This is a genomic window from Pseudacidovorax intermedius (assembly GCF_001476815.1).
Classification (GTDB): domain Bacteria; phylum Pseudomonadota; class Gammaproteobacteria; order Burkholderiales; family Burkholderiaceae_C; genus Xenophilus; species Xenophilus intermedius_A.
This window is the reverse complement of the sequence record NZ_LDSL01000150.1, coordinates 21,024-27,602: the sequence shown is the minus strand read 5'-3', so window position 1 is coordinate 27,602 and position 6,579 is coordinate 21,024. Positions and strand designations below refer to the sequence as shown.

Here is a 6,579-nt window from a genome sequence, read left to right as displayed (position 1 = left end):
ACCGCGCCGCCTGGCCGCGCTGGCCGCCTGCCTGCTCGCCGGCACCTGCGCGGCCGCCGGCGCCGGCGACCGCGGCGCCGAGGGCACGCGCACCGTGATCGACCGGCCCGGCCCGGGCACCAACCGCATCGACGTCACCGGCAACAGCGCCACCCGTGTGCAGGTGCACTGCCAGGACGGCGCGGCGACCGGCGCGGCCAACGTCAACAGCGTGAACATCGACGGCCGCAGCCTGCAGGGCCGCACCGTCGTCGTCACCGGCCGCAACACGCGCGACGTGCAGGCCGGCGCCGACTGCGCGCGCGGCGGCACCGGCGCCGCGGCCAACATCAACAGCGTCAACATCCGATGAAGACACCGACCGCTTCCGCGTACCCCGCCCTGGCCGCCATCGCGCTGGCGGTGGGCCTGCTGGCCGCCTGCTCCGACAAGGGCAGCGAACCGGCGGCACCGGCCGCCCCCACGGCGCCCGCGCCAGCACCGATGGCGCCCGCACCGAACGCGCCGCCGTCGAATGCCGCGTCCGCACCCGCGCCCACGCCCGCCGCCGCGCCCACCAGCGCGCGAACCGTGCCGATGGCCGTGCAGGGCGTGGCCAGCGCCGGCCTCACCGTGCGCGTGAAGGGCGTGGAACTGGGCCCGGACGCCACCGTGCTGGACGTCAGCGCCTCCTTCGCCAGCCCGCTCACCAACTGGACGCAGATGGCCTCGGGCGACACCTACCTGCAGGACGACGCCGGCAACAAGCTGATGCTCAAGCGGCCCGAGGACAACCGCTACCTCAAGATCAAGACCGGCGACACGATGGAAGGCCGGCTGGTCTTCCTGGGCGCCGTGCCGGCCGATGCGCGCCAGGTCAAGCTCGTCATCAACGAAGGCAGCCCGCCCGACGACACCAACAGCCCCGGCCTGGCGGTGGTGCTGCCGCTCAAGCCTGGCGGATGAGGCCCACCGCCATCACCGCTGGCACCGCGGCTCGCGCGACCGGCGCCATGCTGCTGCTTCTGTGCGCCAGCGCCGCCTCGGCCCAGCCGGCGGGCTACACGGTGCACCGCACCACCCAGCCGCTGGCCGCGACGCCGACGCAGTGGCAGACGGCCGCCGATGCGCCGGCCAGCACGTGGCGTCCCGCGAACACATCGGGCACCTGGCAGAAGGCGCCGGCCGAATCCACTTTCCGCCCCGCCGCTGCGCCCGACAGCGCCTTGCGCCTGGCAGAGGTGCCGCCCGCGCGGCTGGCGCGCACGCGCGCGCTGCTCGGCGAACTGCAGGCCCGGCCCACGCCGCAGAAGGCCATCGTGGTGGACTTGCCGGCAGACGTGCTCTTCGATTTCGACAAGGCCGAGCTGCGGCCCGACGCCGAGCCCGCGCTGGCACGCGCCGCCGAACTCCTGCAGGGCTACCCCGAAGCGCCGGTCCGCGTGCGCGGCCACACCGATGCGCGCGGCAGCGATGCCTACAACGACGCGTTGTCGCTGCGCCGCGCGCAGCGCGTGGCCGAGCGGCTGGAAGCCGCCACCGGCGGGCGCAGGCTGGACACCGAAGGCCTGGGCCGGCGCGAGCCGGTGGCGCCCAACACCACGCCCGATGGCGCAGACGACCCGGCGGGCCGGCAGAAGAACCGCCGCGTCGAGATCGTCATCGTGCCGCGCGCGGCCGGCGGATGACCCGCCGCGAAGGAGGACCCATGGCGCTCATCGACTGCCCCGACTGCGGCCACCGCGTGTCGCCACGCGCACCGACCTGTCCGAACTGCGGCGCGCCGATTGCCGCGGCTGGCCGTGCGACCGACCAGCGGCTGGTGACGCCCGGCCTGCTCGGCCGGCTGGCCACCGTGCTAGGCGCTTGGCTGGTGTTTCCGTGGGTGGTGCGCCTGCTGGCCTTCCTGGCCGGCATCGCGCTGCTCGCCGTGATGTTCGCGACGGCGCGCTGAGCCGCGCCGCCGCGCGCACACCAGCCGGCTCAGGCAGCCAGCGGCTGTTGCTGCTGCACGTCCTCGGCGTTCGCCGGCTGCGCGTCCGCCACGACGGGCGCGGCATTGCCGTCGGCCGGGACCGGCGCCTGGTCCTGCTGCGACATGGCGGGCTCGGCAGGCAGTTCCTGCACCAGTGCCGAGTCGCCGGCCGGCGGCGGCTCCTGCACGGGGGCCGGCTCGCCGCCTTCCGCGCGCTGGGGCGCCGGCTGGCCGCGCTGCTCGGTCACCAGCTGGTGGATGAACTGCAGCTTGCCCACCGCGGCATGCGGCAGCACGAAGGGATAGAAGTCGGGCTGGCCCATGCTGCGCGACAGCTCGTTCAGCACGTTGGTCAGGCGCACCCAGCCGTTCAGGAATTCCAGGAAGCGGTCGGCGTCCGGATGCTCCGGCTGCCACAGGTCCTCGCGGGTGAACAGGTCGCTGGTCAGTTCCACGTTGACGGCGTTGACGCCGAAGCTCAGCGCCGTGTCCACGGTGTCGGCCATGTGCAGGTAGTGCGCCCAGGTCTCGGCCCAGTCCTCCCACGGATGGGTGCTGGCATAGCTGGTGACGTAGCGCAGCGCCCAGTCGGCGGGCGGGCCGTTCTCGTAGTGGCGCTGCAGCGCCTGGCCATAGTCCTGCGTCTCGTCACCGAACAGGGCGCGGAAGTCCTGCAACCAGGGCGTGGGCGCGACCAGCACGTCCCAGTAATAGTGGCCGATCTCGTGGCGGAAGTGGCCCACCAGCGTGCGGTAGGGCTCGCGCATTTCGGCGCGCGTCTTCTCGCGCTGGGCGTCGTCGCCCTCCTCGATGTTGAGCGTGATCACGCCATCCTGGTGGCCGGTGAGCACGCGCGGCGCGCCGGGCAGGTTGGAGAGGAAGTCGAAGGCCAGGCCATGGGCCGGGTCGGCCAGCCGCGTGCTGATCGGCAGGCCCAGCGCCAGCAGCTGCGACATCACGCGGCGCTTGGCCGCTTCCATCTTGAGCCACAGCTCGTCGTTCTCGGGCACCGACAGGTCGGGGATGGTGCGGGTGGCGCTGCAGGCCAGGCACAGGCCGGGCGCCAGGCCGTGGGTGTGGGACAGGCCCTTGTCGGCTTCCGGGTCTTCCGGCACCAGCCAGTTGCAGCCGGCGGCGGTGCTGAAGTTGGCGCACCGGCGGTAGCGCGGGCCCTGCGGCTCGCCGAACACGGTGAACAGTTCGGCATCGTCCTGCACCGGCGCCAGCGGCAGCATGCCGACGCGGGCGGTGACGAAACCCAGGGGCGTGCCGCAGGCCAGGCACTGGCTGTTGCGCAGGTACACGGGCCGGCCGCATTGGCAGACGTAGGCGCGGCTGACGGCAGGCGCGGCCAGTTCGTCGGCGAGCGAACCGCCTTCGTGCACCTGGTCGGCGGTGTGGGATGTGAGCATGGACGAGGCTCCCTTGGCTATCGGTGTGTGTGTGGTGGGTGGGGGCGTACCTAGCCGGCTGGACGGCGCCGTGCAGGCGCCGCTTCCGGAGTGGGCGGAATTGTTCGGGCGGCCCCGCAGCGGAATCGGCGGGCGAAGCCCCGTATGCTTGTAGGACCGGACGGCCGTGCCCGTTCCGCGGCGGCCCGCCCGACGGCAGCCAGCGCCCATGACCCACGACACCCCGCCTTCCCCCATGCCGCCTTCCACGGCGCCCGAGCCGCCGGCTGCCGCCCCCATGTCGCCGATGCGGCTGCGCTACGGCCCGCGCTACCGCTGGCTGTTGCTGCTGTCCGTCATGGTGGGCACCATGGCCTCGATCATGTCGTCCACCGTGGTGAACGTGGCCATTCCCGACCTCAGCCGGCACTTCGGCCTGGGGCAGGAGCGGGCGCAGTGGGTCAGCTCGGGCTTCATGGTGGCGATGACGGCCTCGATGCTCACCACGCCCTGGCTGCTGGCGCGCTTCGGCTACCGGCGCACCTACGTGGGAACCATGGTGCTGCTGCTGGCCGGCGGGCTGCTGGGCGGGCTGGCCGACCTGTTCCCGCTGGTGCTGGCCGCGCGCGTCATGGAAGGGCTGGCGGCCGGCGTGGTGCAGCCCATTCCCGCCATCATCATCCTGCGCGCCTTCGAACCGCACGAGCAGGGCCGCGCCAGCGGCTTCTTCGGCATGGGCGTGGTGCTGGCGCCGGCCGTGGGGCCCAGCATCGGCGGCGTGCTGGTGGACCTGGCGGGCTGGCGCTCGATCTTCTTCATGGTGGTGCCCTTCTGCCTGGCGGCCTTCTGGCTGGCCTGGAAGTTCGTGCCGTCCACCGCGCCCGGCGGCGCCCAGGCCGGCCGCAGCCATGCGCTGGACTGGCGCGGCCTGCTGATCGGCACCGCGGGCACGCTGTGCCTGCTCAACGGCCTGGTGGAGCTGCGCGGCGATGCGCCGAGCCAGGCTGCGCTGCTGCTGGTGCTGGCAGGTGCCGCGCTGGCCGCCTTCGTGTGGTGGGAGCGCCGCCTGGCCGCGCGCGGCGGCGAGCCGCTGATGGACATGCGCCTCTTCGGCCACCGCCAGTTCGCCATGGGCACGGTGGTGGCCTTCATCTACGGCACGGCGCTGTTCGGCTCCACCTACCTGCTGCCGGTGTTCATGCAGGTCGCGCTGCACCTGTCGGCCTCGCACGTGGGCACCATCATGCTGCCGGCGGGCATCGTGCTGGCCTTCACCATCGCCGGCGTGGGCCGGCTGGCCGACCGCCACCCGACCTGGCTGCTGGTGAGCACCGGCCTGCTGCTGCTGGCCGCCAGCTTCGCGCTGATGCCCACGCTGTCGCTGGCCGGGCCGCTGTGGCTGCTGACGCTGTACGCGGTGGTCGGGCGCATCGGGCTGGGCTTCATCCTGCCTTCGCTCAACATCGGCTCCATGCGGCCGCTGCCCAAGGCCATGATCCCGCAGGGCGCCAGCGCCATCAGCTTCCTGCGGCAGCTGGGCGGCTCGGCCGGCGTGAGCCTGTGCGCCGTGGTGCTGGAGTGGCGGCTGGCGGCGCATGGCGACTCGCTGGCGCAGCTGCAGAGCAGCCCGGCGCGGCTGGCGGCCTTCGACGAGGTGTTCCTGATCCTGGCCGGCCTGTGCGGCCTGGCGCTGCTGGCAGCCCTGCAGCTGCGGGAGCGGCAGCACCGCGGCGCGATCTGACGGCGGTGTGCGCGACAGCCGCGGCCCGGCGGCTCGGGTCTAATCGGGGCCGCTTTTTCCCCAACCCGGGCGACGGCGCCCGACAACAACGAAGGAGATCCCGCAGATGCTCAACCATGTGATGGTCGGTAGCCAGGACATCGAACGCGCCAAGCGCTTCTACGACGCCGTGCTCGGCGTGCTGGGCGCGCCCGAAGGCGCGCGCAACACCGGCCCCGGCGGCCACCAGCGCGTGTTCTGGCGCCACGACGGCAGCACCTTCGGCATCACCCAGCCGATCAACGGCGAGGCGCCCACCGTCTCCAACGGCGCGACCATCGGCTTCAAGTGCAACTCGCCCGAGCAGCTGCAGCAGTTCCACGACGTGGCCGTGGCCCATGGCGGCACCGCCATCGAGGACGCCCCCGGCCCCCGCGGCGACGGCGCCATGCACCTGGCCTACGTGCGCGACCCCGACGGCCACAAGCTGTGCGGGCTGTACCGGGCCGGCCGCAAGGCCTGAGCTTCTTTTCCAACGACCGCCCCGCCACCGCCATGTGCCAGCTCCTCGGAATGAACTGCAACGTGCCCACCGACGTGCAGTTCAGCTTCACCGGCTTCGCCCAGCGCGGCGGCCGCACCGACCACCATGCGGATGGCTGGGGCATCGCCTTCTTCGAGGACCGCGGGCTGCGCCACTTCGTGGACCACCTGCCGGCCTGCGAATCGCCGGTGGCGGAGCTGATCCGCCGCTATCCCATCAAGAGCCGCAACGTCATCGCCCACATCCGCAAGGCGACGCAGGGCGCGGTCAACCTGCAGAACTGCCACCCCTTCGTGCGCGAGCTGTGGGGCCGCTACTGGGTGTTCGCCCACAACGGGGACCTGAAGGACTTCCGCCCGCGGCTGCACGGCAACTTCCATCCCGTCGGGGGCACCGACAGCGAGCATGCCTTCTGCTGGCTGATGCAGGAGCTGGCCAAGTCGCATGCCGACGTGCCCAGCGTGGACGAGCTGACGCTCACGCTGCGCGAACTGGCGCCGCGCATCGCGCGGCACGGCACCTTCAACTTCATGCTGTCCAACGGGCAGGCGCTGTGGGCGCATGCGTCCACCAACCTCTGGTCCATCGAACGGCAGCATCCCTTCACGCTCGCCCAACTCGCCGACGAGGACCTGTCGATGGACTTCGCCCAGCACACCACGCCCGACGACCGCGTGGCCGTGGTCGTGACGGCGCCGCTGACCACGAATGAAACCTGGGTGCCGTTCGCGCCGGGGGAACTGCGCGTTTTCGAGAACGGCAGATCGAAGGGCTGATCGGCCAGGCTGCGTCCGACGCCGCGGCGCGTGGCCGTGAGCCCCTCTCCCCTGGCAGGAGAGGGGTTGGGGAGCGGGGGCCGCAGCGCCAAACGAAGGTCGCGCCTTGCGGCTGCCGCCACCCCCTCTCCCCGGCCCTCTCCCGCGAGGGGAGAGGGAGCGAGGCCCTGAATCGCACGGTGCCGTTGGTCAGC

General features: G+C 72.6%; 8 protein-coding genes. 7 read left to right on the top strand and 1 reads right to left on the bottom strand.

The window, feature by feature from the left end; genetic code table 11:
* The 4 genes from NS331_RS26805 to NS331_RS21315 form a co-directional block, all read left to right on the top strand.
* The coding region (locus NS331_RS26805; RefSeq protein WP_058643956.1) for a hypothetical protein at positions 1–352 on the top strand (352 nt) is incomplete at its 5' end.
* On the top strand, positions 349–945 hold the full coding sequence (locus NS331_RS26800) for a hypothetical protein (protein WP_058643955.1): 597 nt from the start codon (positions 349–351) through the stop codon (positions 943–945). The genes NS331_RS26805 and NS331_RS26800, both read left to right, overlap by 4 nt.
* Before the next feature lie 47 nt (positions 946–992).
* A complete protein-coding gene (locus NS331_RS21320; RefSeq protein WP_153012969.1) occupies positions 993–1,667 on the top strand; it encodes an OmpA family protein in 675 nt (224 codons plus the stop codon).
* Positions 1,668–1,687: 20 nt separating this feature from the next.
* The gene (locus tag NS331_RS21315) at positions 1,688–1,933 is read left to right on the top strand and encodes a zinc ribbon domain-containing protein (RefSeq protein ID WP_058643953.1); all 246 of its coding nucleotides are present in this window, start codon (positions 1,688–1,690) and stop codon (positions 1,931–1,933) included.
* A gap of 29 nt (positions 1,934–1,962) precedes the next feature.
* On the opposite strand, the gene NS331_RS21310 is transcribed toward NS331_RS21315, so the two are convergent.
* Entirely contained in the window at positions 1,963–3,366 is a 1,404-nt protein-coding gene (locus NS331_RS21310) for a zinc-binding metallopeptidase family protein (protein WP_082702673.1), read from the bottom strand.
* Positions 3,367–3,601: 235 nt separating this feature from the next.
* Between NS331_RS21310 and NS331_RS21305 the strand changes: the two genes are divergently transcribed.
* The 3 genes from NS331_RS21305 to NS331_RS21295 all read left to right on the top strand — a co-directional run bounded on the left by NS331_RS21305 (position 3,602) and on the right by NS331_RS21295 (position 6,385).
* Positions 3,602–5,086: a DHA2 family efflux MFS transporter permease subunit gene (locus tag NS331_RS21305; RefSeq protein ID WP_058643952.1), complete on the top strand. Its 1,485-nt coding sequence runs from the start codon at positions 3,602–3,604 to the stop codon at positions 5,084–5,086.
* 106 nt (positions 5,087–5,192) lie between these two features.
* Complete coding sequence (locus NS331_RS21300) at positions 5,193–5,588, top strand: VOC family protein (RefSeq protein ID WP_058643951.1); 396 nt, start codon at positions 5,193–5,195, stop codon at positions 5,586–5,588.
* 32 nt (positions 5,589–5,620) lie between these two features.
* Positions 5,621–6,385, top strand: a complete 765-nt coding sequence (locus NS331_RS21295) for a class II glutamine amidotransferase (protein WP_058643957.1) — start codon at positions 5,621–5,623, stop codon at positions 6,383–6,385.
* Positions 6,386–6,579 lie beyond the last annotated feature (194 nt).